Below are 21,443 nucleotides of genomic sequence, written 5' to 3'. Positions count from 1 at the left end.
GACGAGCGATCCATCGAGACCGTCTGGCGGCGCATCGGCGATCTGCTCAATCTGTTCAGCCCCACCGAGTGCGCAAACTACCTTCGCCACGCCGGCTATGCTTCAATCTAAACCAAGCAGGCTCTAGGCCGGGCCCCATGGACACCGGATAGATCGCGTCTCGACCTTCGGACTCAGCGGCGAATGGATCCCGGTCTTCGGCTACGCCGAAACCGGGACGACAAGGATGGTAGGCGCTGGCCCCCTCAGTAGAGGTCGGTGCGGTAGTTCGCTTCCAGGCCCTTGGCGATCAGGCCGCGATTGACCGCCAGCCGCAGCATGGTCGCCTGGGCGCCGCGCGCTTTGTTCAGCTTCAGATGGGCGACCAGGACCGCGGCCGGGTCGATGTCGTTGGCGGCCGGCGCGCCCGCCCAGACCGCCGCGCGGGCCAGGGCCTCGCTGGGCGCCAGGCTTGCGGAGAGGTCCTCGACCACCGTGGCCATGGCCGGCGTCTTGCCCTCGACCACGAAGCTTTCCCGCACCGCCTCGTTATGGGTCAGCACGGCGCGGCCGAACAGTTTTGCGACCGCCTGGGCGCCCGGGACCAGGCACAGCACCGCCACGCGCGATTGTTCGATGATGTTGCGATAGCCGAAGGCCAGCCGGTTGCCCGGCCGCTCGGCCAGGGTCGCGTGGCCGCCCTCCACACGGATCAGCCGCCCGGCCGGATCGCCCTTGGGACTGATGTCGACGCGGCCTTCGCTGTCCATGGTGGCCAGGGCCAGGAACCGCGAAGCGTCGACAAAGGCGTTCGCCTCGCCCGGCGGCTCGGCTGCGGCCGGCGTCCAGAAGTCGGAGCGGATCAGCGCCTTGGCGCAGTGGATGAAGCATTCCTCCACCGCGATCTCGAGCGCGCCGTCCGCCACGCGGCGCACGCGACCGTTGGCGCGCAGCGTCTCGCCGATCCCCGGGATCAGGAAGAGGACGCCCGCGCCTTGCCCCGCCTCGACCTCGCCCAGCGGATCCACGGCGGCCAGCGGCACGCTGAGCGTCGTCTCGTCCACCACGCGCGCAAAGCCCGGAGACCCGCCGGCGACCGCCACGCGCGGTCCGTCCGGCCCGCCGGCCGCGACGAAGCCCAGCGGCGCGGCGGCGATCCACCGGGCCGCCTCGGCGTCCAGGTGGTCGATGATCTTCATCTTGATCGGCAGGCCGGCGGCGCCGACGCAGGCCTCAAGCTCGGGGATGGTCGAGATGACGTCGTTCATCGGCAGGCTCCGGCTTTCCCGACCGCAGCCTGCCTGAAGTGATAATCACTCGCAACTGCGATTATCGACCCTTGAACGCCGGCGAGCGCTTTTCGAGGAAGGCGCGGCGGGCCTCCTTGCCGTCCTCGCTGCCGAAGGCGCGCATGATGTTGGAGACCTCGTAGCGGAGCTGCTGCTCCATGTCGGTCGACTCGTAGGACTTGACGATGCCCCGCTTGAGCAGGCGCAGGGTGATCGGCGACCAAGCGCAGAGCTGCTCGGCGTATTCGGCCAGCCGGGCCTCGAAATCGGCGTCGGCCACCGCTTCGCCGGCCATGCCCCATTCGACCGCCTCCTGGCCGGTCAGGGTGCGGTTCTCCATCATGAAGCGCATGGCGCGCTCATAGCCCATGGCTTGCGGCAGGGTGATGGTGAGGCCGGCGTCGGGCGAACCGCCGATGCGGGTGTAGCCGGCCATCAGCCGGGCGCTGTGGGCGATCAGACGCACGTCCGTCGCCATGGCCAAGCCCAGGCCCGCCCCCACCGCCACGCCGTTGATCCCGCCGACCACCGGCTTGTCGCAGCGCTTGCGCAGGGCCAGCACGAAGTTCCCGACCCAGCCGATGTCGTCGAGCTGGGCGGTCATCGGCGTGCCGGGGTGATAGGGGTCGGACCCCGAAAGATCGAGGCCCGCGCAGAAGGCGTCGCCCGAGCCGGTCAGGGCCACGACCCAGACATTGTCGTCGCGCGCGGCCGCATCCACCGCCTCCACCACGCCCCAGGCCAGGGCCTGGCTCAGCGCATTCTTCTTCTCCGGCCGGTTCAGGCGGATGGTGCGGACATGGCCCGCATCGGAAACCTCGACTAGCTTGCCCATGGCGATCCCCTCGGTTCTTGGCTTTGGGCCACAATGGACGGGCCGGCGCGAGGACGCCAGACGGAAGGAAGAGGCCATGACCGATCAGCCGCTGCACGACGAGGCGACGCTCGCCTTCTACGACCGCGAGGCCGCCGCCTATGCGGCGCGCAAGGATGCGGCCGGGCCGCACCTGGCGCCGTTCCTCGCCAAGCTGGCGCCGGGGGCGAAGATCCTGGAACTCGGCTGCGGCGGCGGGCAGGACGCGGCCGCCATGATCGCCGCCGGCTTCGACGTGACGCCCACCGACGGCTCCGCGGGCCTGGCCCGCCAGGCCGAGCAGCGCATCGGCCGGCCGGTGCGGCTGATGCGGTTCGAGGAACTGGACGAGACCGAGGCTTATGACGCGGTCTGGGCCAACGCCTGCCTGCTGCACGTGCCGGAGGCGGGGCTCGGCGACGTCCTGCGCCGCATCTATCGCGCCCTGAAGCCTGGCGGTCGGTTCTACGCCGGGTTCAAGGCCGGCGACGGCGGCGCCCGCGACAGCCTGGGCCGCTACTACAACTTTCCCGACGAGACGCGCCTGCGGGCCGCCTATGCCGGCGCCGGTCCCTGGCGCGAGATCGAGCTGCGCCACGGCCAGGGCGGCGGCTTCGACGGCGTCATGCGCGAATGGCTGCACGTCGAGGCGGTGAAATGACCGCAAGTCTGTAAGGGCTTTTTCCTCCCCCATCGTGATGGGGGAGGAAATCCTCAGAAGCTCACCTGCACGCGATAGAGTCTTGAATAGACCCCGTCCCTGGCCAGCAACGCTTCGTGCGCGCCCTCCTCGACCACGCCGTCTTCGGTGAGGACCAGGATGCGGTCGGCGTGACGCACGGTCGACAGGCGGTGCGCGATGACCAGGGTCGTCCGCTGCCGGGCCAGATCGAGCACCGCCGCCTGGATCGCCCGCTCGCTCTCGTTGTCGAGCGCGCTGGTGGCCTCGTCGAAGATCAGGATCGGCGGGTCCTTCAGGAAGGCGCGGGCGATGGTCAGCCGCTGTTTCTGCCCGCCCGAGAGCTTCACCCCGCGCTGGCCGATGTCGGTGTCATAACCGTTCGGCAGGGCCATGATGAAGTCGTGGGCGTTGGCCGCCCGCGCCGCCGCCTCGATCTCCGCCGCCGTGGCGCCGGGGCGGCCATAGCGGAGGTTCTCGGCGATGTTGCCGGCGAACAGATAGACGTCCTGCTGCACCACGCCGACGTTGCGGCGCAGGCTTTCGAGTGTGAGGTCGCGCACGTCGATCCCGTCGATCCGCACCGCCCCGGCCGTGGCTTCGTAGAAGCGCGGGATGAGCGAGCAGAGCGTGCTCTTGCCCACCCCCGAGGGCCCCACCAGCGCCACGAACTCTCCAGGCCGGATGTCGAGCGACAGGTCGTGCAGCACCGGGGGGCCGTTCCGATAGCGGAAGCCGACGCCGGCGAAGCTGATCGCCCCCTTCGCCCGGCCGAGGTCGCGGGCCAGCGGGCGGTCGACGATCTCGGGATCGGTCTCCAGGATCTCCATCATCCGGGTGAAGCCGGTCCAGCCGAGGCGCCAGAGCCGCGCGAAGTTCGCCAGCCGCTGGACCGGATCGACCAGCACCCCCACGCAGAGCAGGAAGGTCAGCAGGTCCGGCACGGTCAGCGCCCCTTGCGCGGCCCTGAGCGCCCCGAACACGAGCACCACCAGGGTCAGGATCTGGCCGAAGGCCAGCGTCCCCACCGAGAACCATGCCTCGCTGCGGTAGCCAGCCCGCCGGCTGTCGAGGAAGGCGGCGTTCTCCGCCCCGAAGCGGCCGATCTCGATGGCTTCGTTGGCGAAGGACTTCACCACGCGGATGCCCGCCAGCGAGTCCTCCACCCGCTCGTTGATCGCCCCCACCTGCCGTCGGCTGGCGGCCAGGGCCAGGCCCATGCGGTGGTTGAAGTGCAGGGCGTAGGCCACGGCCGGCGGCGTCAGACCCAGGATCAGCAGGGCCAGCGGAACGTCCAGCATCATCAGGATCGCCACCGCGCCCACATATTTCAGCAGCGCGATGGCCAGGTCCTCGGGACCATGATGATAGAGCTCGCCCAGCATGTGCAGGTCGTTGGTGATCCGGCTCATGAGCTGGCCGGTGCGCTGATGGTCGTAGAAGCTGAAGGACAGCTTCTGGCAGTGCTCGAAGAGGTCCTGGCGCAGGGCGCCCTCCATCTTCGCCCCCATCATGTGGCCTTGATAGTCGACGAAGAGGGTAGCCACGATCTGCACGGCCAGCAGGCCGACCAGGACGGCGCCGACGATCCAGAGCTGGTGGAGGGCCTGGGCCGTGGCTCCCGCCCTGGCCAGCTCGCCTGTGACGAAGCGCGCCGCCAGCGGAAAGGCCAGCGCCGTCAGCGAGACGAGGACCGCGCAGCCGACATCGGCCGCGAGCAGCGGCAGGTGCGGGCGATAATAGGAAAGGAATTTGCGGACCCGCGTCCGCGCAAGTCGATCAGGTTCGGAAGCCGGCGGCCTCCGGAGCAGCATAGGCATGAAGCGTCATGTCCTGAATGTGAACGGGATCTCCTTTCGTCTGGGACATGAAGGTCTGCATGGGACGCTCCCCGAACTCGCTTGCGTGAGGCCTCGACTATGCGGCGCCCCGCGCAGATTGCAATCTTGCGCTGCGGGCGAATCGAAGGACAGGCTCGGCCATGGCCGATGAGCGACTCGAACACTGGCTGAAGGACGCGGCCGCGCCGTTTTCCGGGTGGGACTTCTCCTATCTGGACGGCCGTTTCGAGGAAGCCGAGCCGCCGTGGGACTATCCCACCCTTGCCCGGGACGCCGTTCAGCGCGCCTTCGCCATCCTGGATGTGGCGACCGGCGGCGGAGAGAGGTTCGCCGCCCTGGCGCCGTTTCCGGGCCAGGCGACGGCGGTCGAAGGGTTCGCGCCCAACATCCCCATCGCCAGGCGGCGGCTGGAGCCGCTGGGCGTACGGGTGTTCGAGGGTAATACGCAGTCGGGCATGCCGTTCGAGGACGGCGCGTTCGACCTGGTGCTCAACCGTCACGGCGGCTTTCGGGCCGCGGAGATGCACCGCATCCTGAAACCGGACGGCGTGTTCCTGACCCAGCAGGTCGGGGGCGATAATCTCGCCGACCTGACCGCCGTCTTCGGCGCCGAACTCCCCTATCCGGACAACACCCTGGCGCGGGTGCGAGCCGATCTCGCCGCCCTTGGGATGGAAATCCGCCACGCCGAGGAATGGCGCGGCCCGATCAAGTTCTTCGACGTCGGCGCCCTGGTCTATTTCCTCAAGGCGATCCCATGGGTCGTGCGGGACTTCGACGTCACGCGGCAGCTTGTCCCACTCCGGACGCTCCAGGCCCGGTTGGATGCAGGCCAGCCGCTCGCCTTCACCTACACCCGTTTCCTCATCGAGGCGGTGAAGGCCTGAGGCCTACTCCGCCGGGAGCTGGTTCTCCGACCGCTTGGCCAGCAGGTCGTCGAAGGCCGACCAGACGCCGTCGGCGCCGTGCCATTGGCCCTTGGTCGCGGCCTTGGAATATTCGGTTGAGCGAGCTTCGAAGAAGTTGGCGTGCTCGACGCCCGACAGCATCGACTGCAGCCAGGGCAGCGGGTTTTCCTTCACGCCGTAGACTTCCGGCAGGGCCAGTTGGCGCAGGCGCCAGTCGGCGATGAAGCGGATGTAGGACTTGATGTCGTCCGGGGTCATGCCCTGGACGTCGCCGGCCTCGAAGGCCAGGTCGATGAACTTGTCCTCCAGGCCGACCACGGTCTTGCAGCAGTCGACGATGTCGTCGGCCACCGACGCGGTGACGGCGCCGGTCTCCTTGTTGAAGGCATGATAGAGCTTAATGACGCCTTCGCAGTGCAGGCTCTCGTCGCGCACCGACCACGAGATGATCTGGCCCATGCCCTTCATCTTGTTGTGGCGCGGGAAGTTCATCAGCATCGCGAAGCTGGCGAACAGTTGCAGCCCCTCGGTGAAGCCCCCGAACATGGCCAGGGTGCGGGCGATGTCGGCGTGCGAGTCGACGCCGAACTGCTGCATATAGTCGTGCTTGTCGCGCATCGCCTGGTAGTCGAGGAACGCCGTGAACTCGGAATCGGGCATGCCGATCGTCTCGAGCAGCAGGGCGTAGGCGGCGATGTGGATCGTCTCCATGTTGGAGAACGCCGCCAGCATCATCTTCACCTCGGTGGGTTTGAAGACGCGGCTGTAGCGCTCCATGTAGTTATCGTTCACCTCGACGTCCGATTGGGTGAAGAACCGGAAGATCTGGGTGAGCAGGTTGCGCTCGCGGTCGTTGAGCTTGGCGGCCCAATCCTTGAGGTCCTCGCCCAGCGGCACCTCTTCGGGCATCCAGTGGACCTGCTGCTGCTTCTTCCAGAAGTCGTAGGCCCACGGATAGCGGAAGGGCTTGTAGGCGTAGGACGGTGTGAGCAGGCCAGGCAGGGTGGATTGCGCAGTCACGGCGGCGGCTTTCGAATCTGGAAATCGAATTGACGAGGCCAGTTAGCCACCTATCAGCGACAACATCTAGGGGTGAATTGGCCCTCCGCCCGCAAGATATTGTGAAACATGGGGACGAAGCATGGATAAGGAATATGTGGTCCACGGCGCGGCCGGGTCGGGTTCCGTGCCGGTCGAAGCGGCGCTGACGCTGCTGGGCCTGCCCTATCGGGTGGTCGAGAACGCGCCCTGGGAAAGCCGCGAAGCGGCCGACCGGATCGGTCAGGTGAACCGGCTTCGCCAGGTGCCGGCGGTGATCTTGCCGGGCGGCGAACTGATGACCGAGAGCGCGGCGATCCTGATCCACCTGGCCGACCGCCATCCGCAGGCGGGGCTGGCCCCGGCGCCCCACACGGCCGAGCGCGCCCAGTTCCTGCGCTGGATGGTCTACCTGCCGGCGGCGATCTATTCGATGTTCTGGGTGCGGGACGATCCCAGCCGCCTGGCCGCCGACCCGGCCGCCGAACAGGTCATCAGCCAGCGCACCGCCGAACGGATCGCCGACTGCTGGCGGATGATGGACGAGCAGGTGGAGCCTGCCGCCTACATCCTGGGCGATACGATGAGCGTGCTCGACCTCTATGTGACCGTGATGTCGCGCTGGACGCCGCGGCGGCGATGCTTCTACGAGGTCGCGCCGAAGATGGCCGCCGTGGTCCGCCGCGTCGACGCCGACCCGCGGCTGACCGCGTTCTGGGCGCAGCGCATGCCGTTCGGAGCCGGATGGGAGGGGTGAGCCCCCCGCGGCCCGGCGTCAGCCACGCCGCGCCGCCTCGATAGCGGCGACGTCGATCTTCGTCATGGTCATCATGGCCTCGAACACGCGCCGGGCCTCGTCGCCGCCGGCCGCCATCCCATCGGTCAGCGCACGCGGCGTGATCTGCCAGGAAACGCCCCACCGATCCTTGCACCAACCACAGGCGCTTTCCTGCCCGCCGTTACTCACGATGGCGTTCCAGTATCGGTCGGTTTCCGCCTGATCGTCGGTGGCGATCTGGAACGAGAAGGCTTCGTCATGCTGGAACGCCGGCCCGCCGTTCAGGCCGAGGCAGGGAACGCCCGCAACCGTGAATTCGACCGTCAGCACGTCGCCCGCCTTGCCGGACGGATAGTCGCTGGGCGCACGGCGAACGGCGCTCACCGCGCTGTCGGGGAAGGTCTCGGCGTAGAACCGGGCGGCGGCCTCGGCGTCCTTGTCGTACCAGAGGCAGATCGTGTTCTTCGCCACGGCATGTTCCCTTCACCTCGAGGCGGACGCTTGCGGAGAAGAACTGCGAGCGACCGCCGTTCGATCCGGCCCCTATTCCCTCGGCTTGATCGAGAACGAGAAGGCGACCACCGAGTCGTCCTTCGTCTCCTGGCCATAGATCATATGCTCGCCCTTCACCTCGCGATGGATGTAGCCGAGCGAGGTCTGCATCGCCCCCTTGCGCCAAGCCACGCCGACATGGGCGTCGCCGATCAGCGCGCTGGAGGCGTCGGTCGACCAGCCGTCGCGATCCCAGCCGGCGCGCTCGTTGCGCAGGATGTTCAGGCCCACCGCCCGGCCGCTGGCCGCGGCGAACAGATACCAGCGCCCCTGGTCGCCATAGGCGGACCCGTCGCGCACCCCCAGGTCGTGGAGGCGGCTGGCCACGGCCGCGTCGCGTTTCTGGCCGAGGGTCAGGGTGGCGCCGGCCTCGGCCTGGCCGCCGCTGCTGGCCACGCCGATGCCGGTATGCGGCGTCAGTTGGACGTCGTAGTCGCCGGCGTCGAAGCGCATAGGCGCCCAGTCGCGGGTGACGGCGATCTCATAGGCGTCGGCGTCGAACTGGGCCTTGGCCGGATCGCCGAAGATGTCGGCTGGGGTGCGCCCCGCCCCGCCCAGGCTGAGCCGCAGGGTGTCGACCGATCCCTTGGCCGTCTGGCGCAGCCTGGCGGTCTCGGTGCGCCAGCCGATCGGCCGTCCATCGGCGGTGAATTGCTGGCGGTCGGTGATGGCGGAGAAATCGTCCACGCCGGTGATCGACGCATGGCTCTTGGGCGCGTAGTCGGGCGCGAACGCCGCCTGGCGCAGCCGCTCGCCCTTGGTCGCGGGCGGCGTCTGCGCCTGCCCCGCCGTCACGGCGCCAAATGCGAAGGCGATGGCCCACCCAGCCAACAGCCTCATCTCGTACCTCCCAGGCCGCCTTTTTGCTCGTGCGGCTCCTAAAGCATCCTTCCACGAAGATGGAATGACGCAACCGGATTCTCCGTTCCCGGCGAGACCTCAAGATCAAGTGACGACGCGCCCCGCCCGCCATTGCGCCTTTCAGAATGCAGAAAGGGCGGCCCGATGGACCGCCCTTCCAAGAAGCTCCCGAGACGAGCCGCCTATTGGCAGGCCCTATTGGCAGGCTAGGCATTCCTCGTAGTCGGTGCGCTCGGACGGGGCGTCGATCACCATCGCCTCCGCCCCCTCGGCCCCGGCGTGCGCCGCACGCTGCACCGACTTGGAGCGCAGGTAGTAGAGCGACTTGCAGCCGCGCTCCCAGGCCTGCCAGTGCAGCATGTGCAGGTCCCACTTGTCGACGTCGCCAGGCAGGAAGACGTTGATCGACTGCGACTGACAGATGTCGGGCGTGCGGTCGGCGGCCAGTTCGATGACCCAGCGCTGGTCCAGCTCGAAGGCGGTCTTGAAGACGTCCTTCTCGTCCTGGCTCAGGAAGTCCAGGTGCTGGACCGAGCCCTCGTTCTCCAGGATCGAGTCCCAGATCTGCGAGGTGTTCTTGCCCTTCTCGTCCAGCAGGCGCTCCAGATAGGGGTTCTTCACCGCGAACGAGCCCGAAAGCGTCTTGTGGGTGTAGATGTTGGCCGGGATCGGCTCGATGCCCGCCGAGGTTCCACCGCAGATGATCGAGATCGAGGCGGTCGGGGCGATGGCCAGCTTGTGGCTGAAGCGCTCCATCACGCCCTTCTCGGCCGCGTCGGGGCAGGCGCCGCGCTCGACCGCCAGCTTGCGCGAGGCCGCGTCGCACTGGCGGCGCAGGTGCTTGAAGAGCCGCATGTTCCAGCTCTTGGCCAGAGCGCTCTCGAACGGCACGTTCTGCATCTGCAGGAAGGAGTGGAAGCCCATCAGGCCCAGCCCCACCGAGCGCTCGCGCTGGGCGGCGTAGACCGCGTTCTTCATTTCCGGCGGCGCGCTGCGGATGAAGTCTTCCAGCACGTTGTCGAGGAAGCGCATCACGTCCTCGATGAAGGTCGGGTGGTCGCGCCATTCCATGAACTTCTCGGCGTTGACCGAGGAGAGGCAGCAGACGGCGGTCCGCTCGCGGCCCAGGTGGTCGGTCCCGGTGTGGAGCATGATCTCCGAGCACAGGTTCGACTGGCGGACATTGAGGCCGAGGTCGCGCTGATGCTGCGGCATGGCGCGGTTCACGGTGTCGGAGAAGATCAGGTAGGGCTCGCCGGTCTGCAGGCGGATTTCCAGGATCTTCTGCCACAGGCTGCGCGCGTCGACCTCGCGCAGCACTTCGTTGGTCTTGGGCGAGCGCAGGCCGAAGGGACGGCCGTCGCGCACCGCCTCCATGAACTCGTCGGTGATGTTCAGGCCGTGGTGCAGGTTGAGCGACTTGCGGTTGAAGTCGCCGGACGCCTTGCGGATCTCGAGGAACTCCTCGATCTCCGGGTGGTGCACGTCGAGATAGACCGCCGCCGAGCCGCGGCGCAGCGAGCCCTGGCTGATCGCCAGGGTCAGGGAGTCCATCACCCGGATGAAGGGGATGATGCCGCTGGTCTGGCCCGCGCCCTTGACCTTTTCGCCGATGGAGCGGACCCCGCCCCAATAGGTGCCGATGCCGCCGCCGTTGGAAGCCAGGGCGACGTTCTCGTTCCAGACGCTCTGGATGCCTTCGAGCGAATCGCCGACCGCGTTCAGGAAGCAGGAGATCGGCAGGCCGCGGCCCGCCCCGCCGTTCGACAGCACCGGGGTCGCGGGCATGAACCAGAGGTTGGAGATGTAGTCGTAGACGCGCTGGGCGTGATCGGCGTCGTCGGCATAGGCCGTGGCCACGCGGGCGAACATGTCCTGATAGCTTTCGCCGGCCAGCAGGTAGCGGTCTTCCAGGGTGGTCTTGCCGAATTCAGTCAGCAGGGCGTCGCGCGTACGATCGACCTGGACCTTTCGGACGAGCTGGAGCGTAGGCCGCTCGGCCCGCTCGGGAGCCGCCTGGCTCGCTTCGGAAACCGCCCGCACCACCGCTTCGCCGCTGCTCATGCCCCAAAACCCATAACTATCAGGCGCTTCGAGCCCCCCGCCCGTCGTCGCCCTTAATCCGCTACATCTTGTGTCTCGCCGACTGCGTTACACCCACATATGGGGCATCAAGGCTAATGACTCGTCAACGGGTTCAGACGGTCATCCCCACGAGAATTTCGTTAACGCCTCATTTACCTTCTCCGCCAGGGCTTTGCGCGCTTGAGTTTTCCACAGACGGCCCGAAGCTCGGCAAGGCGTCTGCTCACGCGTATGTGAAAACGGGCGGCCGCAGAAGACGCGAGTCGTTCGCACTTGCCCACAGCCCCGCCGCCGCCTATCCACGCGCCGTCACTGGGGAGTAGCCGCCCGAATCTCCATCGGGGGGTCCGTCAACAGACTTGCCGAAGGCCCGCACGGCCCAAGGCATGGCGGATCCGGCAGCGTGAACCTGACCGCGTCGGCGGACAGGCGCTTGGCGAGACCTTTGGCTTTCGTGCGTCGACTCATGCGGGGTCGGCGGCGCGGAAAGCCATTGGTATGCCTCGACCCCGCCCGGACGCCTTTATTCATGGAAGCCTTCCTCGTCTCGACCGGGCTCGTGGCGATCGCCGAGATCGGCGACAAGACCCAGCTCCTGGCCCTGTTGCTGGCCGCGCGATTTCGCAGACCCGTTCCGATCATCGCCGGCATCCTGGTCGCGACGATCGCCAACCACGCCCTGGCCGCAGGGGTGGGCGTGGCGGCCGGGGCGTTCCTGCAAGGCCCCTGGATGAAGTGGGTGCTGGGCCTGGCCTTCATCGCCTTCGGCGCCTGGGCGCTGATCCCCGACGAGTTCGGCGAAGGCGACCGGCCCAAGGACCGGGCCGGGGTGTTCCTGACCACCCTGGTCGCTTTCTTCTTCGTGGAGATGGGCGACAAGACCCAGGTCGCCACCGTCGCCCTGGCGGCCAAGTTCCAGCAGGTGCTGGTGGTCGCGGCCGGCACCACGCTCGGCATGATGATCGCCAATGTGCCGGCCGTGCTGATCGGCGAAGCAGCCGCCACCCGCCTGCCGCTGAAATACATCCGCTGGGCGGCGGCGGCCTCGTTCGCGGTCATCGGCCTCTGGATCCTGATCGCCGGCTGACAGGGCCCTTGGAGCAAATCCGGTCCGACTGGATCGGATTTTGCTCTAGCCGTCCGCGGCGATGATCTTCTGGAAGCAAGTGGTTTCGGTGTCGCGGTAGCCAAGCTGCTCGTAGAACCCCTTGGCCTGGGCGTTGTCGCTGCGGACCAGCAACTGCATCTTCCAGACGCCGCGCGTGCGCAGCCAGTCTTCTGCCGCGGCCATCATCGCCCGGCCAAGGCCGCTGCGTTGCAGCTCCGGCGAGATCGCCACGTAGTAGACCCACCCGCGATGGCCGTCCTCGCCGACCATGGCGGTGGCGACGATACGCCCTTCCCGCGCGCCGATCAGCACGGTCGAATGCGGGCCCCTCCGCGCGAAGGCGATGTCGGCGGCAGGATCGTTCCACGGCCGGGAGACGCCCGCCTCGCGCCAGAGGCCGATCACCTCATCGAGGTCGTGGTCCTGAATCTCGCGAACCTGCAGTTCCGCCCTGTCCGCCATCGCGGCCCCTCCCTGAAACCGGCCCTCTGAACGCAAAAGAGCCCGGCCTTGCGGCCGGGCTCCTCGCTAGTTCGGCTGATCGCCGAGATCGACTTAGAAGTTGATGTCGATCGTCGAGCGGCGGTTCAGCGGTTCCTTCACGCCGTCGCCGGTCGGAACGGCGAGTTGGGTTTCGCCCTTCCAATCGACTTGCAGCGCGCCTTGACCCACGCCCAGGCCCACCAGCGCGTCGGCCACGGCCTTCGCACGGCGTTCCGACAGGCGGACGTTGTAGGCGGCCGAGCCCGACGAGTCGGTGTGGCCGACCACGATCACGCGGGTCGCGTTGCCGCTGGTCGCGTAGTTCGCAGCTTCCTGCACCACCGTCTGGGCTTCCGGCGTCAGCACGTACTGATCGAACGGGAAGTAGACGATGAATTGCTTGGCCTCATACGCCGGCGGAGGCGGCGGCGGAGGCGGGGGCGGCGGGGGAGGCGGCGGGGGCGGCGGGGGCGGGGGAGGCGGCGGCGGCGGCGGGGCGGCGAAGGAATAACGCAGGCCCAGGGTCACCGACTGATCGCGATACTCGCCCGAGAACACGCCCGGTTGCAGCGCATGCGAACCGACCGACGCGAAGTCGAGGTCCGAACCGCCCAGGTAGCGATAGGTCAGGTCGACGTTCAGACGGTCGGTGGCGCGCCACGCCACGCCGGCCAGCACTTGCCAGGCCAGAGCGGTGTCGTCGTCGTCGATCGCCAGGTTCTGGATCGGCGGGTTGGTCGCCGACAGCGCGCCGGTCACGCTCGAGAACTGACCGACGGTGTTGATCTTGACGTGGTTGATGCCGAGGCCGGCGCCGATGAACGGATTGAGGACCGCGCCCGGGGCGAAGTCGTAGATCACGTTGCCCATCAGGGTCCAGGCTTCGACGTCGCCCGAGGCCGAGCCGCAGTTCGGCGCGGCGGCCGAGCGGATCACGCCGGGGGTGCAGAGGCCGAGGATGGCGTTCTGCGAACCGCCACGGATCGACTCGATGTCACCGGGGCGATAGCCGCCTTCCAGTTCGACGCGCCAATGCTCGTTCAGTTGGTAGCCGAGACGCGCAAAGCCGGCCCAGTCTTCTTCCTGGTTGACGTCCCAGTTGTACGGATTGCCGTTGGCGGCGTTGTTCGACGATTCGGCGTCGACGCCTTCCGGCCAGTGGTAGCCAAGGTCGACGGCCCCGTACCAGCCAACTTCTTGCGCGGAAGCGCCCGACGCGGCGAACACCGCAGCCATGGCGGCCCCAGCTAGGAGTTTGAATTTCATATTCAGAGCCCTCTCTTGCCCTCTGCTGCGGTCATATGACCCAGCGTTGTTATATCAAGGCCGAAGCATTACGAAAGTGTCGCCACGGCAACACCCTCAGCGTTTTCGCTGACCCCTACGAACCGTGTCCGGGACGTTAAACATGGCTCCCCTCGGCGATCAACCTCGGGGCGAGAGACACATCTCCCGTTCGATGACCGACATTGCGCCCGGACGCCAATGCGGTTCCGAATCTCTTTTTCAGCTCGCTGCGGCGATGAAAATCCGCGTCGGCGGACAGGAACGCAACGCAGTCGAACCGTTTTGATTCCGTTGAATAATGACGCGGACGCGCAAAGCGGTCCAGTCCGCTGCGGACGATCTGGTCCGCATACGGCCGATACGCTGTACACTCCGTCGACGTCATAAAGCCCCTCGCCTAGGACGCGAATCCGCCTCCGTTCGGCCCCACAACGCCGCCCCGCAGGGCTTTGTTCCCTCTGCGGCTCAGCTTTCTTGAGAACGGCGATAGCGGCGCATGCGCCCGCCCAACGCCTCCGGCCGGTTGAGCGCCTTGCGGAATTCGTCCCGGCGCTCGTGAACCGAGGCGATGATTAGCCCCATCGGCACCCCGATCTCAACCAGAACCGCCTCCGACAATTGTAAACTAGCCTCCACGGTCTCGGGCACGGCGTCCGTGGCCCCCAGTTCGTAGAGCCGCGCGGCCTGGCGCGCATCGCGGGCGCGGGCGACGATGGTCAGGTTCGGGCGCATGCCGCGGGCGGTAGCGACGATCGCCTCCACGCCCTCGGGCGCATCCATGGTGACGACCAGGGCCTGGGCGGTCTCCAGTCCGCAACGCCGCAGGAACTCCTGGCGCGAGGCGTCGCCGAAGAAGATCGTCTCGCCCGACCGGCGCGCGCCCTCCACCAGGCGCGGATCGCGCTCGGCCGCGACCCACGAGATGTCGTGCCGGTGCAGCATGTCGCCGACCAGCCGGCCGACGCGGCCGTAGCCGACGATCAGCACCTTGGGCGTCCCGTCGCCCTCGGCGCCGACTTCCGGTTCGGGCGCGAGTTCCTGGCCGACGGGCTTGCGGCCGCCGACGCGGAAACCCAGGGTCGCCAGCAGCGGGATGCACATCATCGAGAGCGTCGAGGCCACCAGCACCGTCTGGCCGATCTCGCGCGGCACGATCCCGTCGGACATAGCCGCCGACAGGATGACGTAGGCGAACTCCCCGCCCCCGGCCAGCAGCAGCCCGGCTTCGGCCGCATTGCGCCAGGGCAGGCCGAAGCCCCGCCCCAGCAGGCCCACCACGCTGGCGTTCAGCACGACGACCCCGGCCGCGACGCCGAGGATCAGCAGCGGCTGGGCCGTGAACAGCGACAGGTCCAGCCCGATCCCGACCGACAGGAAGAACAGGCCCAGCAGCAGGCCCTTGAACGGCTCGATGGTGACCTCGACCTCGTGCCGGTACTCGGTCTCGGCCAGCAGCAGGCCGGCGATGAAGGCGCCCAGCGCCATGGAAAGGCCGGTGAGCGCGCTGACGAGGCCCGCCCCGATCACCACCAGCAGGCAGGCGGCCATGAACAGCTCTTCGCTCTTGGCCCGCGCCACGGACTTCAGCATCGGCCGCAGCAGCAGCCGCCCGAAGGCGACGATCGCCATCACGCCGATGGCCGCCGGGGCGAAGGCCAGCAGCAGCCGGGGCGAGAGCACGTCCCCGCCCTCGCCGCCGCGCGCCAGCACCGCCAGGGTGACCAGGATCGGCGCGACCGCCAGGTCCTGGAACAGCAGCACCGAGAAGGTGGCGCGGCCGGCCGGCGAATGCTGGCGCTTGTGTTCGGCCAGGATCTGCATGACCACCGCGGTCGACGACAGCGACAGCGCCGCCCCGATGGCGGCGGCCGGCGCGGGGGCCAGCCCCATGGCCATGGCCGCGGCGGCGATCACCGCCAGGCAGAGCGTGACCTGCAGCGCGCCCATGCCGAACACCCAGCGCCGCATCAGGCGCAGGCGCTCCCACGACAACTCCAGCCCGATCATGAACAGCAGGAAGACCACGCCGAACTCGGCGAGCTGGGCGATCTCCGCCGGATTGGCGATGGTGAAGTAACCGAGCCAGGGCGCGTGCGGGCGCAGGGCGCCCAGGCCGAACGGCCCCAGCACTACGCCGGCGCCGATGAAGCCGAGGATGGGACTGATCCGCCAGCGACGGAACAAGGGCACGATGACGCCGGCGGTGGCCAGGAACAGAACGACGTCCTTATACTCGCCGGGCGAAACGTGACCTTCCATGCGCACTCCTTCTGTGACGCGGTCACTATGAGGGGTCGCGGGGGCCGGCGTAAATCTCTCTAGGGCGCTACGGCCACGTTTTCCGACGATGCGCCGCCGGCGGCCCCGCGCCGTTGACAGGCTCGGCCCCGGCGCCGTCTATGCCCGCCATATTTTGAGACATTGGAGGAAGCCTTGGCTTGGAATTACGCCAACCTGTGGGAATCGGTGGCTGCGGCCACGCCTGACCGCCCCGCCCTGATTCACGGCGAGCGGCGCATCGCCTGGAAGGAACTCGACGCCCGCGCCAACGCCCTGGCCGCCGCATTCGTGCAGGCCGGCCTGACGCAGCAGTCGAAGGTCGCGGCCTATCTGTTCAACGGGCCGGAATACCTCGAGACCTATTTCGCCGCCTTCAAGGCCGGCGCAGTCCCGTTCAACACTAACTATCGCTACGGCGGCGACGAGCTGACCTACCTGTTCGACAACGCCGACGCCGAGGCCGTGGTGTTCCACGCCTCATTCGCCGCCACCGCCGACAAGGTGCGCGGCCGCCTGCCCAAGGTGAAGGCGTGGATCGCGGTCGCCGAGGAAGGCCATCCCGTCCCCGACTGGGCGCTGGACTACGACGCCATCGTGGCTGGGGGCGCGCCGCGCTTCGAGGCGCCCTGGGGCCGCTCGGGCGACGACCTGCTGATCATGTACACCGGCGGCACCACCGGCATGCCCAAGGGCGTGATGTGGCGGCAGGAGGACCTGTTCAAGGCGCTGGGCGGCGGGGCGAACCTGCTGCTCGGCCTGCCGCCGCTGGAGACGGTCGAGGAGGCCGGCGCGCGGGCCAAGGCGCTCGACGCCTCGGGCGCGCCGCTGAACATCACCATCCCGGTCGCCCCGCTGATGCACGCCACCGGCCAGTTCATCTCGTTCGGCTCGATGATCGGCGGGGGCGCCATCGCCACCCTGACCAACCGCAAGTTCGACCCGGCCGTACTGTTCGACGAGGTCGAGCGGCTGGGCGCCTCGGCCCTCATCATCGTCGGCCCGGCCTTCGCCGCCCCGATGCTGGAGACCCTGGACGCCAATCCCGGCCGCTGGCCCATGCCCAGCCTGAAGCGCATCGCCTCCTCCGGCGCCATGTGGGGCCTGGAAAACAAGCAGGGGCTGCTGAAGCACCTGCCGCACGTGATGCTGATGGACAGCCTCGGGTCGTCCGAAGCCCTGGGCCTGGCCTCCTCGACCTCGGGCGCAGGCCAGGCGACGAGCACGGCCAAGTTCGTCACCGGCCCCAATGCGGCGGTCTTCACCGAGGACGGCGTGCGGGTCGAACCGGGTTCGGGCGTGCGCGGCCTGGTGGCGGTCGGCGGCCACACCCCGATCGGCTACTACAAGGACGAAGAGAAGTCGGCCAAGACCTTCCGCACCTTCGAAGGCCGCCGCTGGAGCGTGCCGGGCGACTGGGCGACGGTCGAGACGGACGGCTCGATCACCCTGCTCGGCCGTGGTTCGCAGGTGATCAACACCGGCGGCGAAAAGGTCTTTCCCGAAGAGGTCGAGGAAGCCCTCAAGCGCTTCCCCGGCGTGCGCGACGCGGCCGTGGTCGGCCTGCCCGACCCGCGCTTCGGCGAGCGGATCGGCGCCATTGTGGACTTCCAGGGCGAAAACCTGCCGACCCTGGCCGACCTGTCGACCCACGTGAAGGGCCTGCTGGCCGACTACAAGGCCCCGCGCGAGCTGGTGCTGGCCCCCGTCGCCCGCGCCCCGAACGGCAAGCTCGACTACAAGGCGCTCAAGGCCCAGGCCATAGCCGCCCTCGGGGTCGCCGGCTAACGTAACAAAAAAGTAACGTGCCTTTGCGGGCGCGACGGGGGCACCGTCGCGCCCAACGGCAAGACCTCAAGAAGGCTCGAAAATCTTCATGAAAACCCTCTGGCTGGGCGCGGCGTCGGTCGCGGCCCTCATCAGCCTGTCCGCTCCGGCCCTGGCCGCAGACGCCGACCTCGCCGCCCCGCGCATGGGGACCTGGGGCTTCGACCTCGCCGGCCGCGACACCGCCGTCGCCCCGTCGCAGGACTTTTTCGAATACGCCAACGGCGCATACCTGAAGGCGATGGTCATTCCAGAGGACCGCTCGACCTACGGCGCGTTCAACGCCCTGCAAGAGCTGTCGCAGCAACGGATGCACGCCATCGCCGAGAAGGCGGCGGCCAACACTGCCGCGACCGGCGACGAGGCCAAGGTCGGCGCCTTCTATCGCAGCTTCATGGATCAGGCCGCGGTCGACGCCCTGGGCGCCAAGCCGCTGGCGGGCGACCTGGCGGCCATCAAGGCGATCGGGTCGCGCGACGATCTGGCCGGCCTGATGGGCGGCACGATGCGCAAGTTCGGCGGCTCGTTCTTCGGCGCCTATGTCCATGACGACGCCAAGGCCCCGGAGACCTATGCGGTCTATCTGTTCCAGGGCGGCCTTGGCCTGCCCGACCGCGACTACTACCTCGAAGACCGCTTCAAGACCCAGAAGGCCGCCTACGAGGCCTATGTCGCCAAGCTGCTGGGCATGGTCGGTTGGGACAAGCCCGCCGACTACGCCAAGGCCATCGTCGCCATGGAGACCGAGATCGCCAAGGTCTCCTGGACCCGCGCCGAGCGGCGCGACGACGACAAGACCTACAACCCCTTCGAGGTGGACAAGCTGGCCGCCTACGCCCCCGGCTTCGCCTGGCGCAAATTCCTCGACAGCGCCCACCTGGCCAAGGCCGACCGAGTGATCGTGGCCGAGAACACCGCCTTCCCGAAGATCGCGGCGATCTACGCCAAGACCCCGCTGGACGTGCTGAAGGCGTGGTCGGCCTTCCAACTCGCAGATCAGGCCGCGCCCTATCTTTCGCAGGACTTCGACGCTGTCCACTTCGAGTTCCACGGCAAGGCGCTGAGCGGCACCCCGGCCCAGCAGCCGCGCTGGAAGCGGGCGGTCGCCGCCATCGACAACAACATCGGCGAAGCGCTCGGCAAGCTCTATGTCGACGCCTACTTCCCCGCCGACAGCAAGGCCAAGATGGAGGCCCTGGTCGGCGACATCCGCACCGCCATGAAGGGCCGGATCGAGAAGCTCGACTGGATGAGCCCGCCCACCAAGGCCAAGGCCCTGGAAAAGCTCGACAAGTTCCACGTGAAGATCGGCTATCCCGACAAGTGGCGGGACTATTCGGCGCTGGAGATCAGGGACGGCGACCTCTATGGCGACGTCCAGCGCGCCGCCGCCTTCGAGTGGGACTATCGCGCCGCCCGGCTCGGCGGTCCGGTGGACGACGACGAGTGGGGCATGACCCCGCCGACCATCAACGCCTACTACTCGCCGACCAAGAACGAGATCGTGTTCCCGGCGGCGATCCTGCAGCCGCCCTTCTTCGACCCCGACGGCGATCCGGCGATCAACTACGGCGGCATCGGCGGGGTGATCGGCCACGAGATCACCCACGGCTTCGACGACCAGGGCCGCAAGTCGGACGGCGACGGCAAGCTGACCGACTGGTGGACGGCCGAGGACGCCGCCAAGTTCGACGCCCAGGCCAAGAAGTTCGGCGCCCAGTACTCCGCGGTCGAGGTGCTGCCCGGCGCCCATATCAACGGCGACCTGACCATGGGCGAGAACATCGCCGACCTGGGCGGGCTGCTGCTGGCGCTCGACGCCTACCACCTGTCGCTGAAGGGCCAGCCTGCGCCGGTGATCGACGGCCTGACCGGCGACCAGCGCGTCTTCCTGGGCTGGGCCCAGGTGTGGCGCGCCAAGTACCGCGACGACCGGATGCGCCAGATGCTGGTCTCGGACCCGCACTCGCCTCCGAAGTACCGGGTGCAGGTGCCGATCAGGAACATCGACGCCTTCTACCAGGCGTTCGGCGTGAAGCCGGGCGACCCGATGTACATCGCCCCGCAGGACCGCGTGCGGATCTGGTAGCGACGCAAGGAACGGCGCCCCGGGGCGAGGCGCCGTTCCTTGCGGCCGAGGCTGGACAGCGGAGCTCGCATCCTTTTCCATCGCCTCGCCTGCGTCGCCCTGGAGCCGTCCGCTGAAACATCTCGATCGCCGCACCCGTGTCTTCGCTGCGGCGATGGCGGCCGTGGCCGGCTATGTCGACGCCGTCGGCTTCCTGATCACCGGCGGCTATTTCGTCTCCTTCATGAGCGGCAACTCCACCCGGCTGGGGGTCGGCCTGCTGCGCGGCATGGACGAGGCCCTGCTGGCGGCGAGCCTCATCACGTCCTTCATCGCCGGCGTGGTCCTGGGCGCCAGCCTGCGACGGATCAGACGGCGCCGACCCGAGCCCTCGATCCTGACCCTGCTGGCCGGGCTCCTGGCGCTCTGCGGCTATCTCGCGACCCATGGGCTGGAACTGCCCGCGGCCCTTCTCCTCGCCCTGGCCATGGGCGCCGAGAACACCATCTTCGCCGAAGGCGGCGAGGTGCGGCTGGGCCTGACCTACATGACCGGAGCGCTGGTGAAGATCGGCAAGGGGATCGCCTCGACCCTGTTCCGGGAGGAGCCCTATCTGTGGGCGCCTCACCTGCTGCTATGGCTGGGGCTCGTCGCCGGCGGGGCGCTGGGCGCGGCCCTCTACAACCAGCTTGGCGCGACCGCCCTATGGTTCGCCGCCGGCGCCGTGGCGCTCATGGCGCCGGCCTCCCTGACGATCTTTCCCCGTCGTGAAGACCAGCCAAGCCAGCCTGAGAATTTTTGACTCAGGCGTCAATTTTTCATGAGGCAAAAAATTTGGCCCGCTGCGGGGGATAATCGCAGCGGGCCTTTTTTGAGCAGTCGCTCTTATTGAGCGGGCGTTTCCTCCCCGAAACGCCGGAGACCGTCGGTCTTGGTGGCCGCCATGTCTCTCGCAGGACTGAGAAAACGGTAATTTCTGGCCCAAGTCAATGCACCGAACCCCATCTTCCGCGGTATTTATCGATCAGATTTGCGCGAGGTGGTCTTTTTCCGCGTCTCAGGGGAATATTTTTGACGACTACGTCAAATCTCTACGCGCTGACGTAGTTTCTTGGCCGAAACACAACCAACCTCATAGACGAAGTCCGGCCGCGAGGCGGTGACAGGGCCGATCCCGGCGTCCGCCAGCGCCAGGCAAGCCTCGGCGACGCGGTTGGCCGCGACCAGCAGACCGTTCGGACGGCGAACGGCGCCCTGGCCGACCAAGGTCTCCACCACGCCGGCGTCGCGCGGATCGGCGGGCCAGATCAGGGTGGCGCTGTCGCGGGCGGCCGCGCGGGCCTCGATGATCCGCAGCAGGCGGTCGGCGGCGGCGAGCTGCGCCTGGCTCCACCCCGCGCGCAGCGAGGCGGCGAGTTGGGCCTGGCTCTTCAGGATCACCCCGTCGGCCAGGATCTTCAGGCTGTTGGCCTCCAGCGTCGCGCCCGTCGTGGTGATGTCCACGACCAGCTCGGCAGAGCCTGCGGCCGG

At 68.0% G+C, this 21,443-nt stretch carries 17 protein-coding genes, 1 pseudogene and 1 riboswitch; of the genes and pseudogenes, 7 read left to right on the top strand and 11 right to left on the bottom strand.

Features of this window, described 5'->3' with window-relative positions:
* Nucleotides 1–245: 245 nt before the first annotated feature.
* Together ACE3TL_RS11645 and ACE3TL_RS11640 are read right to left on the bottom strand one after the other, a co-directional pair.
* Nucleotides 246–1,247 (bottom strand): pyridoxamine 5'-phosphate oxidase family protein, encoded by a 1,002-nt coding sequence (locus tag ACE3TL_RS11645; RefSeq protein ID WP_374578856.1) that lies wholly within the window; start codon nucleotides 1,245–1,247, stop codon nucleotides 246–248.
* A 61-nt stretch (nucleotides 1,248–1,308) separates the two neighbouring features.
* Entirely contained in the window at nucleotides 1,309–2,103 is a 795-nt protein-coding gene (locus tag ACE3TL_RS11640; protein ID WP_374578855.1) for an enoyl-CoA hydratase/isomerase family protein, read from the bottom strand.
* A gap of 76 nt (nucleotides 2,104–2,179) precedes the next feature.
* Between ACE3TL_RS11640 and ACE3TL_RS11635 the strand changes: the two genes are divergently transcribed.
* Nucleotides 2,180–2,782 (top strand): class I SAM-dependent methyltransferase, encoded by a 603-nt coding sequence (locus ACE3TL_RS11635; RefSeq protein WP_374578854.1) that lies wholly within the window; start codon nucleotides 2,180–2,182, stop codon nucleotides 2,780–2,782.
* A gap of 53 nt (nucleotides 2,783–2,835) precedes the next feature.
* On the opposite strand, the gene ACE3TL_RS11630 is transcribed toward ACE3TL_RS11635, so the two are convergent.
* Nucleotides 2,836–4,620, bottom strand: a complete 1,785-nt coding sequence (locus ACE3TL_RS11630; protein WP_374578853.1) for an ABC transporter ATP-binding protein — start codon at nucleotides 4,618–4,620, stop codon at nucleotides 2,836–2,838.
* A gap of 161 nt (nucleotides 4,621–4,781) precedes the next feature.
* Here ACE3TL_RS11630 and ACE3TL_RS11625 point away from each other — a divergent pair, with 161 nt between their 5' ends.
* Complete coding sequence (locus ACE3TL_RS11625) at nucleotides 4,782–5,528, top strand: class I SAM-dependent methyltransferase (RefSeq protein ID WP_374578852.1); 747 nt, start codon at nucleotides 4,782–4,784, stop codon at nucleotides 5,526–5,528.
* 3 nt (nucleotides 5,529–5,531) lie between these two features.
* Here ACE3TL_RS11625 and ACE3TL_RS11620 read toward each other — a convergent pair whose 3' ends face one another.
* A complete protein-coding gene (locus tag ACE3TL_RS11620) occupies nucleotides 5,532–6,569 on the bottom strand; it encodes a ribonucleotide-diphosphate reductase subunit beta (protein ID WP_374578851.1) in 1,038 nt (345 codons plus the stop codon).
* Between the two features lie 121 nt (nucleotides 6,570–6,690).
* On the opposite strand from ACE3TL_RS11620, the gene ACE3TL_RS11615 reads away from it, so the two are divergent.
* Complete coding sequence (locus tag ACE3TL_RS11615; RefSeq protein ID WP_374578850.1) at nucleotides 6,691–7,344, top strand: glutathione S-transferase family protein; 654 nt, start codon at nucleotides 6,691–6,693, stop codon at nucleotides 7,342–7,344.
* 18 nt (nucleotides 7,345–7,362) lie between these two features.
* Here ACE3TL_RS11615 and ACE3TL_RS11610 read toward each other — a convergent pair whose 3' ends face one another.
* From ACE3TL_RS11610 to ACE3TL_RS11600, 3 genes are all read right to left on the bottom strand, one after another.
* A complete protein-coding gene (locus ACE3TL_RS11610; RefSeq protein WP_374578849.1) occupies nucleotides 7,363–7,836 on the bottom strand; it encodes a VOC family protein in 474 nt (157 codons plus the stop codon).
* A 72-nt stretch (nucleotides 7,837–7,908) separates the two neighbouring features.
* Nucleotides 7,909–8,757, bottom strand: coding sequence for a lipid A-modifier LpxR family protein (locus ACE3TL_RS11605; protein ID WP_374578848.1), 849 nt, complete (start codon nucleotides 8,755–8,757; stop codon nucleotides 7,909–7,911).
* A 216-nt stretch (nucleotides 8,758–8,973) separates the two neighbouring features.
* Nucleotides 8,974–10,842, bottom strand: a complete 1,869-nt coding sequence (locus ACE3TL_RS11600) for a ribonucleoside-diphosphate reductase subunit alpha (protein ID WP_374578847.1) — start codon at nucleotides 10,840–10,842, stop codon at nucleotides 8,974–8,976.
* Nucleotides 10,843–11,165: 323 nt separating this feature from the next.
* A riboswitch (yybP-ykoY riboswitch) is annotated at nucleotides 11,166–11,327 on the top strand.
* A gap of 65 nt (nucleotides 11,328–11,392) precedes the next feature.
* On the opposite strand from ACE3TL_RS11600, the gene ACE3TL_RS11595 reads away from it, so the two are divergent.
* A complete protein-coding gene (locus ACE3TL_RS11595; RefSeq protein ID WP_374578846.1) occupies nucleotides 11,393–11,950 on the top strand; it encodes a TMEM165/GDT1 family protein in 558 nt (185 codons plus the stop codon).
* 45 nt (nucleotides 11,951–11,995) lie between these two features.
* Here the strand turns inward: ACE3TL_RS11595 and ACE3TL_RS11590 are convergent, their stop codons facing one another.
* From ACE3TL_RS11590 to ACE3TL_RS11580, 3 genes are all read right to left on the bottom strand, one after another.
* Nucleotides 11,996–12,433, bottom strand: a complete 438-nt coding sequence (locus ACE3TL_RS11590; protein ID WP_374578845.1) for a GNAT family acetyltransferase — start codon at nucleotides 12,431–12,433, stop codon at nucleotides 11,996–11,998.
* Nucleotides 12,434–12,526: 93 nt separating this feature from the next.
* On the bottom strand, nucleotides 12,527–13,720 hold the full coding sequence (locus ACE3TL_RS11585; protein ID WP_374578844.1) for an outer membrane beta-barrel protein: 1,194 nt from the start codon (nucleotides 13,718–13,720) through the stop codon (nucleotides 12,527–12,529).
* A gap of 486 nt (nucleotides 13,721–14,206) precedes the next feature.
* Nucleotides 14,207–16,000: a cation:proton antiporter gene (locus ACE3TL_RS11580; protein ID WP_374578843.1), complete on the bottom strand. Its 1,794-nt coding sequence runs from the start codon at nucleotides 15,998–16,000 to the stop codon at nucleotides 14,207–14,209.
* A gap of 174 nt (nucleotides 16,001–16,174) precedes the next feature.
* Here ACE3TL_RS11580 and ACE3TL_RS11575 point away from each other — a divergent pair, with 174 nt between their 5' ends.
* From ACE3TL_RS11575 to ACE3TL_RS11565, 3 genes are all read left to right on the top strand, one after another.
* Nucleotides 16,175–17,806, top strand: a complete 1,632-nt coding sequence (locus ACE3TL_RS11575; protein ID WP_374578842.1) for an AMP-binding protein — start codon at nucleotides 16,175–16,177, stop codon at nucleotides 17,804–17,806.
* An 88-nt stretch (nucleotides 17,807–17,894) separates the two neighbouring features.
* Nucleotides 17,895–19,934, top strand: a complete 2,040-nt coding sequence (locus tag ACE3TL_RS11570) for a M13 family metallopeptidase (protein WP_374578841.1) — start codon at nucleotides 17,895–17,897, stop codon at nucleotides 19,932–19,934.
* 154 nt (nucleotides 19,935–20,088) lie between these two features.
* On the top strand, nucleotides 20,089–20,715 hold the full coding sequence (locus ACE3TL_RS11565) for a YoaK family protein (protein WP_374578840.1): 627 nt from the start codon (nucleotides 20,089–20,091) through the stop codon (nucleotides 20,713–20,715).
* Nucleotides 20,716–20,996: 281 nt separating this feature from the next.
* On the opposite strand, the pseudogene ACE3TL_RS11560 reads toward ACE3TL_RS11565, so the two are convergent.
* Nucleotides 20,997–21,443, bottom strand: a pseudogene (locus ACE3TL_RS11560) (ATP phosphoribosyltransferase); the annotation flags it as partial.

The organism is Phenylobacterium sp., assembly GCF_041920015.1.
In the GTDB taxonomy this organism is placed as follows: domain Bacteria; phylum Pseudomonadota; class Alphaproteobacteria; order Caulobacterales; family Caulobacteraceae; genus Phenylobacterium.
The sequence above is the reverse complement of the archived record's forward strand: the minus strand, read 5'-3'. Positions and strand labels throughout refer to the sequence as shown.

What these genes read in the sequence shown, in the direction of transcription:
- ACE3TL_RS11645 (WP_374578856.1), bottom strand. Translation starts at nt 1,247, where the DNA reads ATGAACGACGTCATCTCGACCATCCCCGAGCTTGAGGCCTGCGTCGGC.
- ACE3TL_RS11640 (WP_374578855.1), bottom strand. Translation starts at nt 2,103, where the DNA reads ATGGGCAAGCTAGTCGAGGTTTCCGATGCGGGCCATGTCCGCACCATC.
- ACE3TL_RS11635 (WP_374578854.1), top strand. Translation starts at nt 2,180, where the DNA reads ATGACCGATCAGCCGCTGCACGACGAGGCGACGCTCGCCTTCTACGAC.
- ACE3TL_RS11630 (WP_374578853.1), bottom strand. Translation starts at nt 4,620, where the DNA reads ATGCCTATGCTGCTCCGGAGGCCGCCGGCTTCCGAACCTGATCGACTT.
- ACE3TL_RS11625 (WP_374578852.1), top strand. Translation starts at nt 4,782, where the DNA reads ATGGCCGATGAGCGACTCGAACACTGGCTGAAGGACGCGGCCGCGCCG.
- ACE3TL_RS11615 (WP_374578850.1), top strand. Translation starts at nt 6,691, where the DNA reads ATGGATAAGGAATATGTGGTCCACGGCGCGGCCGGGTCGGGTTCCGTG.
- ACE3TL_RS11605 (WP_374578848.1), bottom strand. Translation starts at nt 8,757, where the DNA reads ATGAGGCTGTTGGCTGGGTGGGCCATCGCCTTCGCATTTGGCGCCGTG.
- ACE3TL_RS11600 (WP_374578847.1), bottom strand. Translation starts at nt 10,842, where the DNA reads ATGAGCAGCGGCGAAGCGGTGGTGCGGGCGGTTTCCGAAGCGAGCCAG.
- ACE3TL_RS11595 (WP_374578846.1), top strand. Translation starts at nt 11,393, where the DNA reads ATGGAAGCCTTCCTCGTCTCGACCGGGCTCGTGGCGATCGCCGAGATC.
- ACE3TL_RS11590 (WP_374578845.1), bottom strand. Translation starts at nt 12,433, where the DNA reads ATGGCGGACAGGGCGGAACTGCAGGTTCGCGAGATTCAGGACCACGAC.
- ACE3TL_RS11585 (WP_374578844.1), bottom strand. Translation starts at nt 13,720, where the DNA reads ATGAAATTCAAACTCCTAGCTGGGGCCGCCATGGCTGCGGTGTTCGCC.
- ACE3TL_RS11580 (WP_374578843.1), bottom strand. Translation starts at nt 16,000, where the DNA reads ATGGAAGGTCACGTTTCGCCCGGCGAGTATAAGGACGTCGTTCTGTTC.
- ACE3TL_RS11570 (WP_374578841.1), top strand. Translation starts at nt 17,895, where the DNA reads ATGAAAACCCTCTGGCTGGGCGCGGCGTCGGTCGCGGCCCTCATCAGC.
- ACE3TL_RS11565 (WP_374578840.1), top strand. Translation starts at nt 20,089, where the DNA reads ATGGCGGCCGTGGCCGGCTATGTCGACGCCGTCGGCTTCCTGATCACC.